Below are 18,180 nucleotides of genomic sequence, written 5' to 3'. Positions count from 1 at the left end.
ATTGCGGCTAGGGATTATAATGACTCCAAGTTGACAGTGGTGGCACTTGAAGTAATTCTTGGCTGAGACTTGAATGAATTAGTCCATTTGTGGCTAAAATTCTGCCGGTTGCTAGGTCGATTGGGCTACCATCATAGGCACTGACTTGACCGCCTGCTGCTTTGAGAATGGCAATTCCAGCAGCAATATCCCACAGAGAAATTCCCCGTTCCCAGTAGCCATCAATGCGCCCGCTGGCAACATAAGCTAAGTCTAAAGCTGCTGCGCCGCTGCGTCTAACTCCTTGAGTCAGGTGAGTCAAATGACAGAATTCGGCATAGTTATTATCGGCTGTTTCGCGGCGATCGTAGGCGAAACCAGTTACCAGAAGACACTTACTCAGTTCGACTGTGGTTGAAACGCTTATAGGTTTGCGGTTACAAGTAGCGATCGCCCCTTTTGCCCCTCGGAACAATTCATCACGATAAGGATCGAAAATGACTCCAACCTGTGGAACTCCAGCCACTAATAACCCAATTGACACGGCGAAACAAGGATATTGATGCGCGAAATTTGTCGTTCCATCTAAAGGATCGATCGCCCAACAAAATTCGCTGTCTGCATTCCCAAGCTTGCCTGATTCTTCCGCTAGAATGGCATGATCGGGAAAATGCCGCTGTAAGACTTCTAAAACTACTACTTCCGATGCTTTATCGGCAGCAGTTACTAAATCTCCACCCCGTCCTTTTTCTCTAACTTCTTCTAACTTACCTAAATAGCCCAGCAAAACTGCACCCGCAGATAAGGCGGCTTCTGTAGCAACATCTAGGAAGATTTGGAGTTGTCGATCGTTTGTCATGTGTCATGTGTCATGTGTATTTATTTCCCCTTGTCCCCCTTGTCCCGACTCCCGACTCCCAACTCCCGCCATTTGCCTAAATTCAGCGGGGGTTTGCCGCATTGGTTGTCTCACATCCCACACGCCACGCCCAATGATTCTTGCCCAGGCTTGCGCTTTTTCCAAGCGATCGTCATACTTACGATCGCGCGATCTCCCATCCCACAAAACGTATCCCTCTTTCAGTAGTTGCTCGTTCAACAATTTGCCATTTTGCCACACATAAGCCCACTGTCGCCCATATTTATCTGGCTGTCCGTCAAGTTCTAAGGTAACTGTTTTCCCGTCGACCGTTGCTTCTAGCTGCTGTTTAGCTATTGGTCCCCAAGGCTGCTGCTGCATATCTGGGGCTTCAATTCCCGTCAAGCGAACTTTGAAGGAGTGAGGAGTGAGGGATGAGGAGTGAGGGGAAGAAGGATTTATCTGATGTTGTTTGTCTGCGCTTATGACTTCTATGGTTTGTCCGCTGATTACCCGCATCACTTGCACTTGCTTGCCATTGCTTATAGTGTTAGTTTGACAACCCTGGATAAATAGGAGCGGGAGGATAAGGACAAGGGAAACAAGGAAGACACGGGGGAAGTTTCTACTCGCTGACTCGACACTGATAACTGATAACTGGTCGCTTCTCACTCCTCGCTCCTCATTTTATTCTTCATCCAAAGGTAATCCCGACCTAACTCTACCTTTGGCAAAATAACGCCCAAATTGCAGTTCGTAAACTTCATCTTCGTCTTGAGTTTCTACTTCCATGTCAGAACGAGCATAACTAACACATAACAGAGCATAACCGCGATCGCGTAATTCTGGCGAGAGTCCCATTGCTTCTGGCTGATACACTTCTCCCGATAACACTCTGACAGCGCAAGTCGTACAAGCACCATTACGGCAAGAAAATGGTAATTCTACCCCTTGTTGTTCTGCCGATTGCAAAATGTATTGGTCTGCGGGGACTTCGACAGTATGAATTGTACCGTTGGCGCGATCGTGTATCCGAATTGTATGTGTCATAAGAAATTTTGAATTTTAGATTTTGGAGCCACTGCCTTGCGAGGGTTTCATCCGTTAGAGCAAGTGACACGATTTTAGATTGGTTTGAAAATATTCTTTTCTATTGTATGATTGGAGATCGCGACACCTGGAGAGGTGGCCGAGTGGTTGAAGGCGCAGCACTGGAAATGCTGTTTGGGGGCAACTTCAACGTGGGTTCGAATCCCACCCTCTCCGTTGAAATTTCATACGTCGATTAAAAGTAGGGGCGCACAACTGTGCGCCCCTACAAATTTACGTTCCACTAGAATTAATCTGTGGTATTAGCGCATCAGCCTAGCTGACAACGCCCATTTCTTGTTGTGCTTTGGCTTTAGCAGCTTTGAAGTCGCTAGCCATTTGCTCGCTTTGGTCGCTACTGAGGTTGTTGCGAATTGCGGTAAACATGTCGAACTCTTCTTGACGAATGTGATCGCCAACAGCATCCATCAGTTGCTTAACTTTATCTTTGAACTGCGAATTAGAAGGCTCGATCGCTTTAATCTCATCTAATTTAGTTCTGAATTCAGCTTGCTCGCTGTAGAGTTCTTGAACTTTGTCTTCTGGATAAAAAGCACGCACTCTAGGATAGACCACTTCCTCTTCAGCAATCGAATGAGCCAACAGATCTTTGTAGATTTGACCGAAGTACTCCTGGATCTTCTGAGGATTATCACTCTGTAGCAACTCGGTGAACAGTGTATTCACTTTGCTGTGATCTGCACGAATCAGATCTTGGACGTTCATATCCTTCTTATCAGAAGTTTGGGTAACGGCACTACCGACTACGCCAGAGAAAGCAGCAACCGCATCTTGTACCCGCGCCCACAGTCCTTGATCTGCATCCTTACCAGTCAACTCGCGAGTCCCAACTTGCTCTAAGATGCCTTTAAGTTGTTCTTGGTGCGCTCTGTTTTCAAAGTTAACTGTATTCAAAGGACCGAACGCTATATCAACATCTGCACCTACGACTTGAGCAGCTTTGTGCAACATGATACCGGTCATTGCTTGTCCGTGTTTGAGCAGTTCGTGCTGAGCGAACTTATCATACAAAGACAATTCAGACCCTTGCATCATTTCCTTAGTCTTTTCGATTAGCTCTTGTGTAGCCTTTCTGGGTTCTCCCTGAATGCCATATTGTACGATGACAGTCTCAATAACGCCCAAGTTCTTGCGATCAGAATCGAGCATTTCTTGAAGGCGCTTTTGAATTTCCGAATCGTTGATTTGTCCTAGCAGTGTTTCTTCGTTAGAAATTATTAACTCTTGTAGAGCTTTCACGTCAGCTAGTTTAACCGCAATAGCAGAACGCTTGGTATCGTCTAATGTTACGACCATCTTTTCCAGTTCCTCTCAATATTCTTGTATGTATCGGCTACATCTTTTAGGTTGTCACGCAGATTGCCCAATTCCATCTTTCTTTTGATGGATCGGTAGCATAGTTAGAAAAAACCAGTCAAAAGGTGGAAAAAGGCTCAGAGATAGCTAATTAATTCGGCTTATAGGTGATATTTCTTGTCAGGCTTTCTCAAGCGGAAAAAATTAAAATTTGTTTAAGGAAGATTTGTCCATTGGCTAAAAATCTGCTGATGTCTTGGTGTAGGTTGACTCAACGTAGAATCTCCTCCACCACAAGGCAGATACACAACGTTTGACAAATCGTTAGATTGACTCAAGAGGAGCAAACTAAGGGTATAAGATTCGGATGTCAGAACAACAAGGATTAGGAGAACAAGCGCTGAATAAAGCAGCAGAAATCGGGTTGTCTAGTCAACTCGATGAAGTAGAAAAGTTAGATGTAGACATTAAAACAGATCCGCTTAAAGCATTGCAAGGACAAGTAGACTCGGTGGCGATCGCAGGTGAAGGAATGGTGATGCAAAAAGACCTGCGAGTAGAAAAGATGGATATGCAGGTGGATAGCGTTGCCATTAACCCCCAGTGCGGCAATGGGTAAAATCGAACTTACTCAACCAACCCAAGGTAAGGCTCGCGTGGTTTTGACAGCAGCAGACATCAATCGTGCTTTTAACTCCGAGTACATCCGTCAGCAACTGCAAGCCACAAAATTGAGATTAACGGGCAACAGATGACCGTAGTTCCGCAGCAGGTAGATTTCCAACTACCAGGTGAAGGAAAAGTGTCCCTGAATGCCAACATCCGCTTGCAGGAAACTAACGAAACAAAGCAAGTAGCTTTTACTGCCGTACCGGAAGTTGCATCTGGAGGGCAAACTGTCACCTTAAAAGACGTGCAATATGGAGACGAACAAGCACAATCTCCAGAGTTAACTAAGGCATTAGTAGATGCAACCAGTGAAATTTTGAACCTGAGCAACTTTGACCTCGAAGGATCTCTCTCCGTATCAAAAATTTACAAATCGAAGCAGGAAAGATCGCCCTAATAGCAGAGGCTAATGTTACGCAAATTCCATCAGCATAACTGGTAATTCGAGGAATTAGGGGTTAGCACTAACCCCTAGCCCCTAACCCCTAACCCCTAACAACTCACTCCTATGGACACACAACAAAAACAGGAACACCATATCCTGATATTCCCGCACTCGTGGAGAATGACGAGCGCGAATATCGCGACCCTGGTATTCCCAGCACAGTGGCAATAGTAGGTCATCCTCTGCATCCACTGCTGGTCACATTGCCAATCGCGTTTCTCGTTGGGTTAGCTGTAACTGACCTAGTTTATTGGTTGAATAAAGACCCCTTCTGGGCAAGAGCATCTTTTTGGTTAGTAGTGGCTGGGTTCGCCACGACTTTACCAGCAGCCCTGACAGGTTTGATGGACTTCTTGAGAATCGATCGCGTGCGTAAGCGTACTGCTGGTTTGGCGCATTTGGTTCTCAACATTACTATTATTGTCTTGACGGGTATTAATCTCCTACTTCGGCTCAACAATGTAGTAGGAGCTATTTTGCCTACAGGCTTGACACTTTCACTCATTACTGCAACACTTTTAGGACTTTCCGGCTGGTATGGCGCTGAGCTAGTTTATCGACACAAAATCGCCGTAATTGGCAACAGTAGCCGTTCGGAACCATAGCCAGCAAATTACATTACAGGGCTAAAGGTAAGTTAATATGTCAAATTAAACAACCTTTAGTCTTCAACTAAATGCGATCGCCCGCCACTCAAACTGCATACATAATTATTTCCCTGCTCGTCGTTACCGCGATGGGCTTTCTTTTTAAGTTTTATACTGGCTTTGCTCAAGAGTGGTTTAATAATTACATAGCCGCCGTGTTTTACGAAATTTTTTGGTGTCTGCTAGCATTTTTATTTTGGCGCAGTAGCAATGCGATCGCCCGAATACCTATATGGGTTTTCATTATCACTTGTGGAATTGAATTTCTGCAACTGTGGCATCCTCCTTTATTAGAAAAAATTCGCTCCACTTTTCTAGGAAGAACGCTACTCGGCTCCACCTTTTCTTTATGGGACTTCCCCCATTACGTACTAGGCTGTTTTTTAGGATGGCTGTGGTTGCAGCAATTAGAGGTAAGAGGACATGCAAAAAAAAGTTAAAGTTAAACCAAATTCCAAGCAACAAGCAATCGAAGAAGAAGCTGACGGCAGTTTAACCGTTCATTTAAAATCTTCACCCGTAGATGGCAAAGCCAACCAAGAATTACTTCAACTATTAGCTAAAAAATTTGAAATTCCAAAAACTCGAATTAAAATTAAATCCGGCTTGACATCCCGTCAAAAATTAATTGAAATCGACTTGGATTGAAATATTTAAAAACATACATGAAAACATCCATGCACATGCAGAGATAGGTTCGCCGAGAATCAATATTCCCAATTGAAGAATTCAACAAACAGAATTCAAAAAAATAATTGTGCAGTAAGTATAGTCACCTTTCACCAAACAGCAAAATTAGGCGATCGCTGACAACTGACAACTAATAACTGTACGGAATAGTTTAGCAAATAGATTTAACAGCCTTAGCAAGTAAATCTACTATCAAAACCCGTCCCTACGATAACTGATAACTGTATTCCGTAGGATTGCGTAATCCTCCTAATATTACGGAAAATTAATAGAAAAATCAGTGAATTCAAGGATGCTCGACTAACTGACACAGTTAAATATAAAAGTTAAATATGTAAAACAGGGAACTTTATAGGCTTTAACGCTATAAAAAGTTAGCCTCGCGCTAGAAACTACACGGAAGAATCACCCGATTTTTCATGCATAGGAGTATTTTTTAAATGGTTATCTCGTCCGACAATTTGCTCTTTTCTACTCACTCAAAACCAGGTACGCAAGCAGAATATTCCTTAAAGAAGAAGTATCCCCAGAAGCACGACCATTACAGCTTCAATAACTTCTTCCAATTTCAATCAAACGCGGGCATTGTCACCGATTGGCACGACCAGCGCCACTTATTTGCCACAGAAGACTTCATCGTAGGATTAATTGAGGGATTGGAAGAAGAAGTCGGCAGCGCTTCTACAGTCTTGATGTACAACATTGGTTTCGAGTGGGGAACCAGGGATGCCAAATTTTTTCAACATTGGTTCGAGCGGGAATATGGCAAGAACGTCAAAGAAGTCAACTCTCTGTACATGCTAGAAGCATGGTGGTGGCCCTTCACCGCTCAAGGCTGGGGTAACTGGGAGGTCGATATGAGCGACCATAAAAACGGGTTCATGTTCGTCAACATCTTCGATTCTGCCGTAGCTAGAACGTTGGGCGATGTTGGTAAACCAGTTTGTCATATCTATGCGGGATTATTTGCTGGATTCTTCAGCGATCTCGTTAAAAAAACCTTGAGTTGCATTGAGATTCAGTGCTACTCAATGGGAGAAACATACTGTAAATTCCTCTTGGGTACAAAAGACCGAATTGATGCTGCTGCCTTCTGGCACAACGAGGGTGCTACAGCTCGCGATATTGAAAAGCGGCTGCGTCATGGAGAACGGTTAGGATGAGGAATCGAAATACTTTGCTGTGCCAATCGGTACAGCAATTTTTGCACTCTTGTAACTGGGACGGACAAGAACTTGAGGATGCCGATTACCCGCAACATCAACTCAGCGAGGAATTTCTCTCTTCTTGGGAATGTTTGACAGTTCAACAATTCTTGCGGCTTTGCGGATGGGAAGGAGAACAACAGCCAGTCAAGAACGATTTGCCGATTCCAACGCCACTACAACATCAATCGCCGCAACAGCATTTTACTCCCATCGCCAATCCTCACGCAGCTTGGCTGCGGCTTTCAGTCAAAAAATTCTTCAGCCATTGCAATTGGCAAGGGCGACCAGTTGAGGATGTTAACTGGGGACAATTAGACCCCTATGCTCGGATGAAACAACGAGTCAGAGATTGTTTTGGGTATCTTCCTTGGGAAGGGAATCCAGAAATTGGTACTTTGCCCAAGTCTGCAACTAAGTTACCTCCACCTTTAGCTCCCGAACCGACCTTCTCAGACTTATCAGATCTATTCTAAAGCTACAAATTTATGTACCCAGAAATCAGAACCATACTTGATGATGCGGAAGAACGCTATCTTCAGCTAGAAGAAATCGTTGCTTTGAAGCATCATGTTTCATCCCTTGCCCAACGCTTGCAAGTTTATGAATTGCTGCGGGACAACGAAATTGCTATTTTTCAACCGATCGCCGACCAACTGCTCGTAGCTTTTCCCCAACACAAACAAGAAACCATCGAACGCGCCTTAAAGAATTGGTTAGGAACGCTGCGTTACTGCGCGATGGCAATGTTGTTGAATAATCCCATGTTTCTCCAACATCGTTTGCTGGAATGGCTGACAGACATCGTCCAAGTTCACCAGACACAAGGCATTGATACAACTCTTTATCAGTTCCTCATAACTCGCTTGCCAGAAATTCTGGCTGAGGAACAAATGGCTCTGCTGCAACCGTTCTTAGCTCAAGTGGAACAAGCTGTCATGGGAACTTGTAGTGCAGCTACAGTGCCAGCATAAGCATCACTCGCCAGCATAACTCACGATCCAACAAGCAGAAGCAACAGACGAAATCATGATTACTGTCGCCGATTTAATCAAAGACGAACGCTTACCAGGAAATTATTTTGCCTTTGATGCCTACATTCAGGGTGATTTTGAATCAGGTTTACTAGAAAATCGCCACGGCGATCGCCTCATAGCAATTCCAGACACGCTCATTCAATCGATTTATACCGCGCTTAACCAAGAAACAGGTCAAGCTTCTGGTGTAGTGCTTGCCAATTGCGGGCGCTGGTGGGGCAAAAATTTCTACGCTCGGTTTGTCGAACAAGTTAGCGAGTACTACTCCAAGCCGATCAACGAAATGGAGATGGTTGAGTTTACCCAGTGTCTCAGACAGTGTTGGAAAGCTCATGGCTGGGGAACTTTTGAATTAGATTTGAGCTACTACCAACAAGGATTTTTGGTGGTTAAAACTCAGAATTCTCCCTACGCCAAGCAAGCACCCCAGAGCAAACGACCAGTGTGTCACTTTGAAGCAGGTATCCTCCGCGCTTTCTTCAGCCAACTGACAGGCCGAGAACTCCACTGTCTGCAAACAACCTGCGAATCTCTAGGAGCTAAGTACAATCACTTTGTTCTAGGTTTAGCACAACGAATCAAACCTGCTGATGCTTGGTTAGAAGAACAGCAAGAGCATGAAATTATCATGCACCGACTCTGCAATAGTTCTAATCAATAAAGCAATTAGCAATTAGCAATAGCCAATTAGGAAAACATGGCAAAGACTGTCAGACTAGAACCAATCGGTGAAGAAACCTCCATTCAAACGAATGGCAACATCCTATCTGTTCTGTTAAAAAATGAACTGAACGTGTTACATGAGTGTGGCGGTCGAGGAATGTGTGCTACCTGCCATGTTTACATCAAAAGTGGCATGGAAGGCTTGTCTTCACCTAGCCGACGCGAACGGCGTACCATTGAAGTGATTACTTCTGCCAACAATAATTCTCGCCTCGCTTGTCAAGCTTTAGTGATTGGTGAAGGTGTAGTCGTTGAATTACCTTCTGGTACGTATGTCAGTGCAATTGATGATATTGAGTCTCTCATTGGCACGCGGGCAGAACAAAATATCCTTCACCCTCTAGACGGTAGAATTCTCGTGGAAGCAGGTAAGTTGGTTACCCGTTCGATGATTACTCAACTTCAAGATACTCGTACTGAGGTTACCGAGTATCTGAATCATGCCAGCGATACCTAAACGCCATACCATTTTGGATTTTAGATTTTGGATTATAGAAACATTGCGGCATAGTAATTTCAGCAATGCATATCTAGCAAAGCTAAAACCGAATGGCGTTGTCAATATTATTGCCCAGGAGTAGAAAAGTTTATGTTGAGTCAGTTAGCCCGCTTGACCGTAGAAGCGGACGGTCGCTACGCTACTTCAGAAGAACTTCAGTTTCTTAAAGATTACATTGAGTCTCTTGATTCTCGTGTAAGTGCATATCAGAAAATTCAAGCTGCTGAGGCAGAAGTTATCAGCCAGTTGGAGGAAAAGTGGGCTGCTAACGAGAATTTGTTTGGGCAAGGTAACAATAAACTCAATGTTTCAACTTGCCAACGCGATCTGAAAAATATGATACGTTACACAGCCACAACTGTATTGAGTAGCGACCTCGATCGCTTGCGAGAAAGTTGTTTGCTTTGGTATCAAACTATCGTTCGTGCTTATAAATACGGACATATTGCCAACATCACTTATCCATTACTAAACGAGTTGATGAAACAGTTTCTATCTGCTGAAGAAGCAGCGCTTGCATCTCCAGTTTTAGGACTCAACCAAGTGATTTTGGGTAAAACATAACTGGTAGTTGGCAGTTGATAGTTACTAATGGCTAATTGTTCGTTGCTATTAGCTATTAGCCATTAACCATTACTCATTACCATCTAATTAATTGAAAATTCACAGTAAGTTACTATGCAAGATAATTTCACAGCACCAGCAAATAAATATCCTTGGTTAGAAAAGGTAGAAATCGCTTCGGTAGTTGGTTCGATTGGCGGCGCGATCGCTTCTTTCATGCTAAATCAGGCAGCAGTTGCTGCAATTCCGCTCTCTGTCACTGTCGCACTCAATTTAACAAATCGGCGGATACTGTTAGATCATTTAAAACAACACAATCTAGCCACGATCGCTCAAGTATTGCAAGAGCAGGTAAAAACTCAATCTAATCTGGAAAGACTCAGTGAAGAATTGGGTACGTTCGAGCAACAAACAGAGAAAAAGCATGGTGAAGCTCAAGCTGGAATTAAGTTGTTGGACGAACACCTTCAGCTAACAAATAATAATTTACAGCAAGCGCGAGAAAATAACGATCGAAGTCTTGCTCAACTCCAACAGCAAGACGCAAACATTCAAAACCAGTTACAAACGCAACTAGAAACGCTCAACCAGCAGCTAGAACAGCTCCAGCAACAAACTAATATGCTGGTACAGGAGCAAAACAGCCGTTTAATGAACGAACAAGCTAAGATTGCTAGAACTGTAGATGCTTTGCGCGATATCGAGACTTGCACTCAAAGTTTGCGGATCAATCCGATTTCTGCTAATGCTTTCTTCAATCGCGGTTTGAGTTACCAACGCTTGGGCGATCGCGAAGCAGCAGTTGGTGATTTTACAGAAGCAATTCGAGTTAATCCTCAATACGCAGAAGCTTTTCAAAGCCGCGGTCTTGCCCATGCCGATCTCGGTGATAAAAAAGCGGCAGTACGGGATTTACGCGAAGCCGCCAGACTATTCTTTGAGAGCGGTGAGATTGATAAATATCAAATTGCTCGCGACCTCGGTAAGAAGTTTCACGATTTAGATTCGCCTAGTGAAGCTGAAGCGCTCACAGAGGTGGCTTACGAAAGCTCAATGGCAGGATCGTTTGAAGATATTGCCTTAGAGTCTTTGTTCTCTTAATTTAGGTCAATTGGGAGGCGATCGCGCCGCCACGAAATCTGGTTGAACTATGTAACGTCATTTTTGTCTAGCCCAATACTAAGGCAAAGTTGACCAAAATGAATTGGGGTTACATTACCCCAATTCTCAGTTATTTTCAATTTTTGAGCCGTCAGTCAGTTTATCAAGCCTTTTTTGGTATTTCAAGCATTTATAGAAACTCCATTCAAACACTAATATCTAAAATTAAAACTAGCGGATAGCAGGGCAATCATAACAGATTTGATACAAAGCATTATATCCCTCTAATCGTTGCAGTCAACATCAAATTTAAGATACTTTTTATCCTAAAGACTATGAGTGAAACTTTACCAACTTCCTCCAAATATCATATTTTAAAGCTAGTTGGACAAGGGCAATTCGGACGAGTTTACTGCGCTATTGATAAAAAAAATGGTAAGACTGTAGCACTTAAAGAACTCGATCAACAACGGTTTCCTACGAAAAAGTTTTTACGAGAATTACATTTTTTATCTAGCTTACAGCATCCAAATATTATTTCTTTTCAAGGTATAGAGCATATCAAAAATGCGAGATTTCTGGTTATGGACTATTGCGAAGCCGGAACTTTACGTAATTTCATGCAAAGCGATGACTTTAATCTCATTCACGGTTTGAAATTTATTACAGATATTCTTGCTGGACTGGAACACGCACACACTCGTGGTGTCGTTCACTGCGATATTAAGCCAGAAAATATTTTAATTAGTATAGGTTCTACTAGCTACTTAGCTCGGATTTCTGATTTTGGTTTAGCAAGAGTTTGTCAAGAAATTTCTACAGATAAAATTATTTGTACTGGCTCTCCTGCTTACATGGCTCCAGAAAGATTTTATGGTAAATCTTCTCCAGCTTCAGATCTTTATGCAGTTGGAGTAATGCTGTACGAGTTGGTTTTGGGATTTCGTCCTTTTTCCGGAATGCCAGGAGAATTAATGACAGCCCACATGAATCAAGCTGTGGAAATTCCCAGTGCCGTTCCTCTCTTACTACGTTCTACAATCTCCACTGCCATGCAAAAATTCCCTAACAAGCGGTTTCCATCAGCAGCTGAGATGATGAAGTCAGTTCAATTAGCCATAGAAGTAGAAAAACTAACATACGGTAATATTCCCCCTCTAAATATACCTTCTAATATTCCTTCGTTCTCTTACATAAATAGTACGCAAGCCTAGTCAAATAGTAAACTAATCAATTGCGATCGCCATATTTTTTGTTTAAGAATCTACTTATTTTTTCGACAGCATCACGTCACCTTCACTATCGATTAATATCATGAGCTACTTAGTTAAACCTGGATTCTCAACTTGTTATTATATTCGTAAACTCTTGTTGCAAAACGAAGAGGAATTGAAAACAATCTTGAGTCAGAAAACTGGCTTTTGTTTCAACACACAAGAAACTTTAGAAAAACTTTTAAGAGGGATTTATCTAGAAGAAACTATCGAACAACTTTTACAGACTCTTTATGCCGATACTACTGAAATTTCTACTAAAGTTGAAAAACTGGAAGTGTTAGTAGCCAATCATCAAAGAATTTCTGTAGAAAGTCCCCATAACTATCAAGGATTAGGCGAGATTAAACGCCAGATCTTATGGATATTAGGTTTTAAGCGAGTAGCTGTCAAGATTGAAGATATAGTTCAAGCCCTAGTTCAACTGAATGAATATAGTATCAATTACATAGGGCGCACGTTGACTATCAACACATGGAAATCAACTCGTCCTGATTTTGAATGGCTAAATTTATTTGAATTCGATCGGTTTGGCAAAATCACCTTTGCCGGACAAGGAAAGGATGTAGCCAATGTCGAACAACTCAATTGGATACAAGAATGGATCGTTGGTTACGTCTGTCAAGTTGCTCAGTTTATCCGCGACTTTACAACTACAATTGAATATAAAAAAATTGGTGAATTACCGGAAGGGGTATTAATTACTCAAGTTACTTCTTATTCTCACTGGGTTGCCGCAAAACCGCGATCGGCGCAAATATAACAGTTATCAGTTATCAGTTATCGGTTATCAGCTGCCATCTACTGAGAAGCAAGTAAAAACGGTTTAGCTAGAACAAAACTAGCAATAGATTTAGCATCTATTGGTTGTCCGGCGAGAATGGCTTGTTCAAATTCCTGGGGTGTCATGAAGACTGTTTCTATATCTTCGTCCGCATCCTGACTAGGAGCCGCATCTAAAGGAACTAAATCTTGCGCTAAAAAACTATAAATAATTTCATCCGAATAACCAGGCGCAAGAAAAAATTGTCCCAGTTTTTGCCATTTTTGAGCGCGATAGCCTGTCTCTTCCTCAATTTCTCTTTGAATCGTGTCAAACGGTTCTTCGTTTGGCTCTACAGTCCCGGCAGGGAATTCTAAAATTCTGCCTTGTGTGGCAAAGCGATATTGCCGCAATAGAATTAATTTACCTTCTGGAGTAATAGGAACAGCTAAAGCGCCTCCAGGGTGGCGGACGCATTCCCAATCGCCTTCAACTTGGTTAGGTAAACGATAGCGATTGACTTCAAAACTAAATTTACGCCCTTGGTAAAACAGGCGATGTTTGAGCAATTGTGGAGGTTCTTGCATCATGTGAGGGAGTCGGGAGTCGGGAGTCGGGAGTCGGTAAGAAGGGGACAAGGGGAACAAGGGGGACAAGGGAGACAAGTAAGTTTCAGGAGCAATTCTAGTCACTAGTTACCTTGTCACTGATAACTGATAACTGATAACTGATAACTGGTCACTGATAACTGACTCCAGTACAATCTACAGCTTGAAGTAGCGTGGCGATCGCTTTACTGGATACAGGATCGATCCAATTTGGGGCAATTTCTGCTAGCGGAACGAGAACAAAGGCGCGTTCTCTCATGCGGGGATGAGGTAGGGTAAGGCTAGGAGTATCGAGAATGAGATTGTCGTACAACAAAAGGTCAATGTCAAGCGTTCTCGCTCCCCAGCGTTCTTGGCGCACGCGCCCGAATTTTGCTTCGATTATCAGTAGAATATCTAACAATGCCTGCGGTGACAGTTGAACTTGAAGCACTGCACAACCGTTAATATAATCTGGCTGTGGTGGTCCTACTGCTTTTGTGCGATACCAGCTAGACTTTGCCACAATTGCAATCTCAGGTATATCTGCCAAAGTTGCTAAAGCAGCCTCTACAATAGCCAAAGAATCACCGAGATTACTTCCCAGGGCGATCGCGCAATTAGTCATTTGTCATTCGTCATTTGTCAGAAAATTTTGAATTGTCTTGCTCCCCTACTCCCTGCTCCCTTTAAATAGTGTGTCACTTAAGACTCCATTCTTAAACAGGGATTAAAATATGCAAGACAGTTATAGCTTGGAAATGGAATTCGTATTTGTTACGAGCGATCGCGTTGGTGTGATGGGATTTATCCGCTATTTTGAGGAGTGAGCAACCAAAGCTGATGGAACCAGATTCAACAGGGCAAAGTCCATCTGGAAAATTTTCCGATCGCCATCAAAGTGGGCGATCTTCAGGTAGTTCCCAGAAATCGTCTATTAAATCTCGCTACAAACCCCTCTATTTTCGGTTCTGGTTTTGGTTGCTTGTGGGTTTTGGCGGCGGGCTAACGGCATTGAGTAGTGTTTGGTTATCTATAGAGAGTAGTCTACCACCAGCCAATGAACTATTCGCTACCGTGCGGAGTCAAACGCTAACGATCGCGGCTGGAGATGGCACAATTTTACAGCAGCAAGGACCTGCAACTAGAGAACCGTTGAAAATAGAGCAAATTCCCAAACCTCTAGTTCAAGCTTTTATTGCTTCGGAAGACAGGCGCTTTTATCAACATCGCGGTTTCGATCGCCAGGGAATTTTTAGGGCAGTCTGGGCAAATTTGCGCTCTGCCAATTTAGTAGAAGGTGGTAGTACCATTACGCAACAGCTAGCACGAATTCTCTTTTTAAATCAAGAGCGCAGTCTGTGGCGCAAGCTCAAAGAGATTCGTCTAGCAATGAAAATTGAAGAGAATTTAAGCAAAGACCAAATTTTAGAGCGTTATCTCAACTCAGTTTATTTGGGGCAAGGGGCTTATGGGGTAGCAGATGCGGCTTGGGTTTATTTCAGCAAGTCAGTTAACCAGCTGACACTATCTGAGATGGCGACAATTGCCGGACTAGCCCCAGCACCGAATTTTTACTCTCCTACAGTGAATAAATCGACAGCAATTGGGCGAAGCAATTTAGTATTGCAGCGGATGCAGGAGGATGGAGTCATTACTGCTTCTGAGGCGACGGCAGCGAAAAATGCACCTTTAACGATAAAAACTAGTTCTCCTAAACGGCTTCAAGCCAAAGCCTCCTACTTTACTACCTACATTCAACAAGAACTACCCAGGTACGTCCCTGCGGATGTCCTCAAAGCGGGCGGACTGACGGTAGAAACTAGCCTCAATCCTAAATGGCAGCAAGCAGCGGAAGCAGTGGTGCAAAAAACTGTAACCGAGAATGGGAAATGGCAAAGATTCGAGCAAGCCGCACTAGTAGCGATCGATCCTCGTAGCGGCGAAGTGAGGGTAATGGTAGGGGGAACGGACTTCGGCAAACATCAGTTCAATCGCGCTACTCAAGCCCAAAGACAACCAGGATCGACATTCAAAGGATTTGTCTATACAGCTGCGATCGCTAGCGGTCTTTCTCCCTACAAACAATACCTTGACTCTCCCTTCAAAGTCGATGGTTACGAACCAAAAAACTTCAGCGAGAGATTTCGGGGCGAAATATCGATGCGGGATGCCCTCGCCGCTTCAATTAACGTAGTCGCTGTCAAGGTATTAATGGATGTAGGCTTCGACCCGACAATTAAACTCGCCCAATCGATGGGAATCAAATCCCCCTTGATCCCTGCCTATTCCCTAGCTTTAGGTTCGGCGGAAGTCAATTTGTTGGAATTGAGCAGCGCCTATGGTTCTTTGGCAACTGGGGGAATGCATACAGCAGCTCATGGCATCCGGCGAATTCGCGATCGCAGCGGTAATATTATCTACGATGCTAAGTTTACATCTCGGCGCGTTTTAGATCCAGACAGTGCGGCGATCGCCACTTGGATGTTAAGAAATGTAGTCACCGCTGGAACTGGTGGTGCGGCAGCCTTGGCAGATCGTTCTGTAGCAGGTAAAACTGGTACGTCAGATAAAGCCCGCGATTTATGGTTTGTCGGCTACATTCCCCAACTCGTGACCGGAGTTTGGTTAGGAAACGATAACAATCAACCCACGGCAGGTAGTAGCAGTACAGCAGCCTATGCCTGGAATCGGTTTATGGTGCAAGCCGTAGAAGGCATGGAAGTAGAGAAATTTGCCGCTTTACCTAACCTAGACAACCGCAAACCTACGATTAAACGACAACCAGTTAAACCCAGAAGAATATCGATTGGCAAAATCACCGACCAAAATAGCGAAGGTGGTTCTCTACGCCAAGGAGAAAACTCAGAAAATTACCAACCTACCCGCAGAAGACGCAGACGGGATCGACAAAGCCAAGAACTGCGCCACAGTCGCTGGCGATCGCGCTTGCAGCGTCAAACCTCCGCCGACCCACAACGTTACAATCGACTCATGGATCGCTTGCGCCAAAATCGCATTCCTCGCCAACCAACCCTTGACAGTGACCAGTGACCAGTGACCAGCTACCAAAAAGCACTTAGTTCTCACTTACGACTTACGACTTACGGCTTACCAATTACCTCTGAGGTTTAAGGAATTCGTAAGAGTCCAAAAAAACATGACGAGCTAGACTGAAGGGGAACTCTTCCTTGGAAAGTGCAGAGCTTAGCGTAGAATCTTATGGCACAGCAAAGCTTTGGTGTGATTGGACTAGCAGTGATGGGTGAAAACCTTGCCCTAAACGTCGAGCGTAATGGTTTTCCCATCGCAGTTTACAATCGTACTCCTGAAAAAACCGATGCATTCATGGCGGAACGGGCGCAAGGCAAAAACGCCGTCGCTACCTACTCTCTAGAAGAATTTGTCAATGCCCTAGAACGCCCCCGCAAGATTTTGATCATGGTCAAAGCTGGTGCGCCAGTGGATGCAGTAATTCAACAGCTCAAACCCTTGTTGGATGAAGGCGACATTATTATTGATGGTGGTAACTCGCTGTATGACGATACGGCGCGACGTACCCGCGAACTAGAACCAGAAGGCTTCCGCTTCATCGGTATGGGTGTAAGTGGTGGCGAAGAAGGGGCATTGAATGGTCCTAGCTTAATGCCTGGGGGAACGAAAAGTTCCTACGAATATTTGTCACCGATTTTTAATAAAATTGCCGCTCAAGTAGAAGATGGTCCCTGCGTGACTTATATCGGTCCTGGGGGCGCGGGTCACTACGTCAAAATGGTTCACAATGGCATTGAGTACGGCGATATGCAGTTGATTGCCGAAGCCTACAGCCTGCTCAAAGATGGTTTGGGCTTGGATAATCGGCAATTGCACGAAATTTTTGCCGAGTGGAATACTACCGACGAACTCAATTCCTACCTAATTGAGATTACCGCAGATATTTTCCGCTATATCGACCCCGACACTAAAAATCACTTGGTCGATATGATTCTCGATTCTGCCGGACAAAAAGGTACGGGGCGCTGGACGGTGCAAAGTGCTTTGGAATTTGGAGTGTGTATTCCTACAATTACGGCAGCGGTAAACGCGCGGATTATGTCCTCGTACAAGCAAGAGCGGGTAGCTGCATCCCAAATGCTACCTGGTCCTACAGGAACGTATCAGGGTGATACGAAGGCATTCGTCAATATGGTGCGGGATGCATTGTATTGTTCTAAAATCTGCTCTTACGCTCAAGGAATGGCACTGTTGGCAACAGCTTCCAAAGAGTATTCTTACGACCTGAATTTGAGCGAAATGGCGCGAATTTGGAAAGGTGGCTGTATTATTCGCGCTGGATTTTTAGGTAAGATTCAGAGTGCTTTCATTGAAAATCCGAACTTACCCAACTTGCTATTGGCTCCAGAATTTAGACAAACAATTCTCGATCGCCAAGATGCATGGCGGGAAGTTTTAGCGGCGGCGGCGAAACTCGGCATTCCCGTACCTGCGTTTAGTGCGTCGTTAGATTATTTTGACAGCTACAGACGCGATCGCTTGCCCCAAAACCTGACGCAAGCTCAACGCGACTACTTCGGCGCTCACACTTACGAACGTACCGACAAGGAAGGCTTCTTCCATACCGAGTGGACGAAGTTCTCCGAGGAATCGGTACAAACTTCTACTCCAGAACCGCTACAAGCGGATCAACCAACTACACCTCAACCAACGGGCAGCCGTTAGGAAAGATACAGGG

General features: G+C 44.0%; 20 protein-coding genes, 1 tRNA gene and 1 pseudogene. 16 read left to right on the top strand and 6 right to left on the bottom strand.

Translation table 11 applies throughout. The features are described 5' to 3' along the window. Positions 1–7: 7 nt before the first annotated feature. The 3 genes from N4J56_RS02645 to N4J56_RS02635 form a co-directional block, all read right to left on the bottom strand. Positions 8–838 carry an inositol monophosphatase family protein gene (locus tag N4J56_RS02645; protein WP_317105020.1) on the bottom strand — a complete coding sequence of 277 codons (831 nt, stop codon included), beginning with the start codon at positions 836–838 and terminating at the stop codon, positions 8–10. Positions 839–841: 3 nt separating this feature from the next. Then, the gene (locus N4J56_RS02640) at positions 842–1,357 is read right to left on the bottom strand and encodes a thermonuclease family protein (RefSeq protein WP_317110564.1); all 516 of its coding nucleotides are present in this window, start codon (positions 1,355–1,357) and stop codon (positions 842–844) included. A 168-nt stretch (positions 1,358–1,525) separates the two neighbouring features. Beyond that, the gene (locus N4J56_RS02635; protein WP_317105019.1) at positions 1,526–1,888 is read right to left on the bottom strand and encodes a 2Fe-2S iron-sulfur cluster-binding protein; all 363 of its coding nucleotides are present in this window, start codon (positions 1,886–1,888) and stop codon (positions 1,526–1,528) included. 129 nt (positions 1,889–2,017) lie between these two features. Between N4J56_RS02635 and N4J56_RS02630 the strand changes: the two genes are divergently transcribed. Then, a tRNA-Ser gene (locus N4J56_RS02630) sits at positions 2,018–2,104 on the top strand. Between the two features lie 99 nt (positions 2,105–2,203). Here the strand turns inward: N4J56_RS02630 and N4J56_RS02625 are convergent. After that, on the bottom strand, positions 2,204–3,244 hold the full coding sequence (locus N4J56_RS02625) for a hemerythrin domain-containing protein (RefSeq protein ID WP_317105018.1): 1,041 nt from the start codon (positions 3,242–3,244) through the stop codon (positions 2,204–2,206). Between the two features lie 367 nt (positions 3,245–3,611). Here N4J56_RS02625 and N4J56_RS40740 point away from each other — a divergent pair. The 13 genes and pseudogenes from N4J56_RS40740 (at position 3,612) to N4J56_RS02550 (ending at position 12,861) form a co-directional block, all read left to right on the top strand. Further along, positions 3,612–4,348, top strand: a pseudogene (locus N4J56_RS40740) (DUF2993 domain-containing protein). A 123-nt stretch (positions 4,349–4,471) separates the two neighbouring features. Further along, entirely contained in the window at positions 4,472–4,963 is a 492-nt protein-coding gene (locus N4J56_RS02605; RefSeq protein ID WP_317105014.1) for a DUF2231 domain-containing protein, read from the top strand. Between the two features lie 71 nt (positions 4,964–5,034). Further along, on the top strand, positions 5,035–5,445 hold the full coding sequence (locus N4J56_RS02600; protein WP_317105013.1) for a DUF2809 domain-containing protein: 411 nt from the start codon (positions 5,035–5,037) through the stop codon (positions 5,443–5,445). Further along, positions 5,429–5,653, top strand: a complete 225-nt coding sequence (locus N4J56_RS02595; RefSeq protein WP_317105012.1) for a DUF167 domain-containing protein — start codon at positions 5,429–5,431, stop codon at positions 5,651–5,653. The genes N4J56_RS02600 and N4J56_RS02595 overlap by 17 nt, the downstream gene beginning before the upstream one ends. 482 nt (positions 5,654–6,135) lie before the next feature. Then, positions 6,136–6,858: a V4R domain-containing protein gene (locus N4J56_RS02590; RefSeq protein ID WP_317105011.1), complete on the top strand. Its 723-nt coding sequence runs from the start codon at positions 6,136–6,138 to the stop codon at positions 6,856–6,858. Continuing rightward, on the top strand, positions 6,855–7,376 hold the full coding sequence (locus tag N4J56_RS02585; RefSeq protein WP_317105010.1) for a hypothetical protein: 522 nt from the start codon (positions 6,855–6,857) through the stop codon (positions 7,374–7,376). The genes N4J56_RS02590 and N4J56_RS02585 overlap by 4 nt, the downstream gene beginning before the upstream one ends. 12 nt (positions 7,377–7,388) lie before the next feature. Then, positions 7,389–7,874 carry a phycobilisome protein gene (locus N4J56_RS02580; protein ID WP_317105009.1) on the top strand — a complete coding sequence of 162 codons (486 nt, stop codon included), beginning with the start codon at positions 7,389–7,391 and terminating at the stop codon, positions 7,872–7,874. A gap of 55 nt (positions 7,875–7,929) precedes the next feature. Beyond that, positions 7,930–8,598, top strand: a complete 669-nt coding sequence (locus N4J56_RS02575) for a V4R domain-containing protein (protein ID WP_317105008.1) — start codon at positions 7,930–7,932, stop codon at positions 8,596–8,598. 36 nt (positions 8,599–8,634) lie between these two features. Then, the gene (locus tag N4J56_RS02570) at positions 8,635–9,117 is read left to right on the top strand and encodes a 2Fe-2S iron-sulfur cluster-binding protein (protein WP_317105007.1); all 483 of its coding nucleotides are present in this window, start codon (positions 8,635–8,637) and stop codon (positions 9,115–9,117) included. 132 nt (positions 9,118–9,249) lie between these two features. After that, the gene (locus N4J56_RS02565) at positions 9,250–9,723 is read left to right on the top strand and encodes an allophycocyanin (protein ID WP_317105006.1); all 474 of its coding nucleotides are present in this window, start codon (positions 9,250–9,252) and stop codon (positions 9,721–9,723) included. A gap of 114 nt (positions 9,724–9,837) precedes the next feature. Then, complete coding sequence (locus tag N4J56_RS02560; RefSeq protein WP_317105005.1) at positions 9,838–10,824, top strand: tetratricopeptide repeat protein; 987 nt, start codon at positions 9,838–9,840, stop codon at positions 10,822–10,824. Between the two features lie 335 nt (positions 10,825–11,159). Further along, on the top strand, positions 11,160–12,038 hold the full coding sequence (locus tag N4J56_RS02555; RefSeq protein WP_317105004.1) for a serine/threonine-protein kinase: 879 nt from the start codon (positions 11,160–11,162) through the stop codon (positions 12,036–12,038). A gap of 154 nt (positions 12,039–12,192) precedes the next feature. Continuing rightward, entirely contained in the window at positions 12,193–12,861 is a 669-nt protein-coding gene (locus tag N4J56_RS02550) for a hypothetical protein (protein ID WP_317105003.1), read from the top strand. Between the two features lie 38 nt (positions 12,862–12,899). Here N4J56_RS02550 and N4J56_RS02545 read toward each other — a convergent pair whose 3' ends face one another. Further along, positions 12,900–13,451: an NUDIX hydrolase gene (locus N4J56_RS02545; RefSeq protein ID WP_410500406.1), complete on the bottom strand. Its 552-nt coding sequence runs from the start codon at positions 13,449–13,451 to the stop codon at positions 12,900–12,902. 148 nt (positions 13,452–13,599) lie between these two features. Further along, the gene (gene folK / locus N4J56_RS02540) at positions 13,600–14,076 is read right to left on the bottom strand and encodes a 2-amino-4-hydroxy-6-hydroxymethyldihydropteridine diphosphokinase (protein WP_317105001.1); all 477 of its coding nucleotides are present in this window, start codon (positions 14,074–14,076) and stop codon (positions 13,600–13,602) included. Positions 14,077–14,291: 215 nt separating this feature from the next. On the opposite strand from folK, the gene N4J56_RS02535 reads away from it, so the two are divergent. Next, positions 14,292–16,502: a penicillin-binding protein 1A gene (locus N4J56_RS02535; protein ID WP_317105000.1), complete on the top strand. Its 2,211-nt coding sequence runs from the start codon at positions 14,292–14,294 to the stop codon at positions 16,500–16,502. Positions 16,503–16,670: 168 nt separating this feature from the next. Further along, positions 16,671–18,167: an NADP-dependent phosphogluconate dehydrogenase gene (gene gndA / locus N4J56_RS02530; protein WP_317104999.1), complete on the top strand. Its 1,497-nt coding sequence runs from the start codon at positions 16,671–16,673 to the stop codon at positions 18,165–18,167. The last annotated feature ends 13 nt before the right edge of the window (positions 18,168–18,180 follow it).

This window comes from Chroococcidiopsis sp. SAG 2025 (assembly GCF_032860985.1).
In the GTDB taxonomy this organism is placed as follows: Bacteria; Cyanobacteriota; Cyanobacteriia; order Cyanobacteriales; family Chroococcidiopsidaceae; genus Chroococcidiopsis.
This window is presented reverse-complemented; position numbering and strand designations above follow the sequence as displayed.

What these genes read in the sequence shown, in the direction of transcription:
- N4J56_RS02645 (WP_317105020.1), bottom strand. Translation starts at nt 838, where the DNA reads ATGACAAACGATCGACAACTCCAAATCTTCCTAGATGTTGCTACAGAA.
- N4J56_RS02640 (WP_317110564.1), bottom strand. Translation starts at nt 1,357, where the DNA reads ATGCGGGTAATCAGCGGACAAACCATAGAAGTCATAAGCGCAGACAAA.
- N4J56_RS02635 (WP_317105019.1), bottom strand. Translation starts at nt 1,888, where the DNA reads ATGACACATACAATTCGGATACACGATCGCGCCAACGGTACAATTCAT.
- N4J56_RS02625 (WP_317105018.1), bottom strand. Translation starts at nt 3,244, where the DNA reads ATGGTCGTAACATTAGACGATACCAAGCGTTCTGCTATTGCGGTTAAA.
- N4J56_RS02600 (WP_317105013.1), top strand. Translation starts at nt 5,035, where the DNA reads ATGCGATCGCCCGCCACTCAAACTGCATACATAATTATTTCCCTGCTC.
- N4J56_RS02595 (WP_317105012.1), top strand. Translation starts at nt 5,429, where the DNA reads ATGCAAAAAAAAGTTAAAGTTAAACCAAATTCCAAGCAACAAGCAATC.
- N4J56_RS02590 (WP_317105011.1), top strand. Translation starts at nt 6,136, where the DNA reads ATGGTTATCTCGTCCGACAATTTGCTCTTTTCTACTCACTCAAAACCA.
- N4J56_RS02585 (WP_317105010.1), top strand. Translation starts at nt 6,855, where the DNA reads ATGAGGAATCGAAATACTTTGCTGTGCCAATCGGTACAGCAATTTTTG.
- N4J56_RS02580 (WP_317105009.1), top strand. Translation starts at nt 7,389, where the DNA reads ATGTACCCAGAAATCAGAACCATACTTGATGATGCGGAAGAACGCTAT.
- N4J56_RS02575 (WP_317105008.1), top strand. Translation starts at nt 7,930, where the DNA reads ATGATTACTGTCGCCGATTTAATCAAAGACGAACGCTTACCAGGAAAT.
- N4J56_RS02570 (WP_317105007.1), top strand. Translation starts at nt 8,635, where the DNA reads ATGGCAAAGACTGTCAGACTAGAACCAATCGGTGAAGAAACCTCCATT.
- N4J56_RS02565 (WP_317105006.1), top strand. Translation starts at nt 9,250, where the DNA reads ATGTTGAGTCAGTTAGCCCGCTTGACCGTAGAAGCGGACGGTCGCTAC.
- N4J56_RS02560 (WP_317105005.1), top strand. Translation starts at nt 9,838, where the DNA reads ATGCAAGATAATTTCACAGCACCAGCAAATAAATATCCTTGGTTAGAA.
- N4J56_RS02555 (WP_317105004.1), top strand. Translation starts at nt 11,160, where the DNA reads ATGAGTGAAACTTTACCAACTTCCTCCAAATATCATATTTTAAAGCTA.
- N4J56_RS02545 (WP_410500406.1), bottom strand. Translation starts at nt 13,451, where the DNA reads ATGATGCAAGAACCTCCACAATTGCTCAAACATCGCCTGTTTTACCAA.
- folK (WP_317105001.1), bottom strand. Translation starts at nt 14,076, where the DNA reads ATGACTAATTGCGCGATCGCCCTGGGAAGTAATCTCGGTGATTCTTTG.
- N4J56_RS02535 (WP_317105000.1), top strand. Translation starts at nt 14,292, where the DNA reads ATGGAACCAGATTCAACAGGGCAAAGTCCATCTGGAAAATTTTCCGAT.
- gndA (WP_317104999.1), top strand. Translation starts at nt 16,671, where the DNA reads ATGGCACAGCAAAGCTTTGGTGTGATTGGACTAGCAGTGATGGGTGAA.